This is a genomic window from Xenorhabdus hominickii, from assembly GCF_002632725.1.
GTDB classification, from domain to species: Bacteria; Pseudomonadota; Gammaproteobacteria; order Enterobacterales; family Enterobacteriaceae; genus Xenorhabdus; species Xenorhabdus hominickii.
In genome coordinates this window covers 1-594 of the sequence record NZ_NJAI01000099.1, presented here as the reverse complement: position 1 = coordinate 594, position 594 = coordinate 1, and the positions used below count along the sequence as shown (strand labels likewise).

Below are 594 nucleotides of genomic sequence, written 5' to 3'. Positions count from 1 at the left end.
CAGCCAGCAACGGAGCAGCCAACAATCACTACACTACCACCGATTTTTATTCCCTCACCCGATTACCCATAGAACAAATAGCCGCTGAAAATTCCGTCCTCGCCATGTGGTACACGGGGAATTTTACGGCTGAGGCTATGGAATTGGCCGCAGCATGGGGATTCACAGTCAAGACAATGAAGCTGTTCACATGGATAAAGCTGAACAAGTTAGCGATGGAGCGCATAGATAGAGCCATTCAGGAAGAAAGGCTGCTCGATAGCTGGGATTTCATAGAACTACTCAACACCGAAACACGGATGAACGGCGGGAATTACACCCGCAGCAATACCGAGGACGTATTGATCGCTATCAGGGGTAACGGACTGCCACGCCAGAGCGCCAGTGTGAAACAGGTGGTTTATTCTTGTCTGGGTGAACACAGCCAAAAACCAAGAGAGGTTCATTATCGGTTAGAGCAATTATACGGAAACGTACCCCGCATTGAATTATTCGCCCGTGAGTCAATGGACGGCTGGGATTTATACGGTAATGAATCACCCGTAAACAATATCGAATTTATTAACGGAGTCAACTTCATCACCAATGACTAAC

The 594-nt window shown here is 47.5% G+C and carries 1 protein-coding gene; it reads left to right on the top strand.

Annotated features, from left to right (window positions below):
- On the top strand, positions 1-593 hold a 593-nt coding region (locus tag Xhom_RS25335; RefSeq protein ID WP_099140147.1), incomplete at its 5' end, for an MT-A70 family methyltransferase.
- Position 594 lies beyond the last annotated feature (1 nt).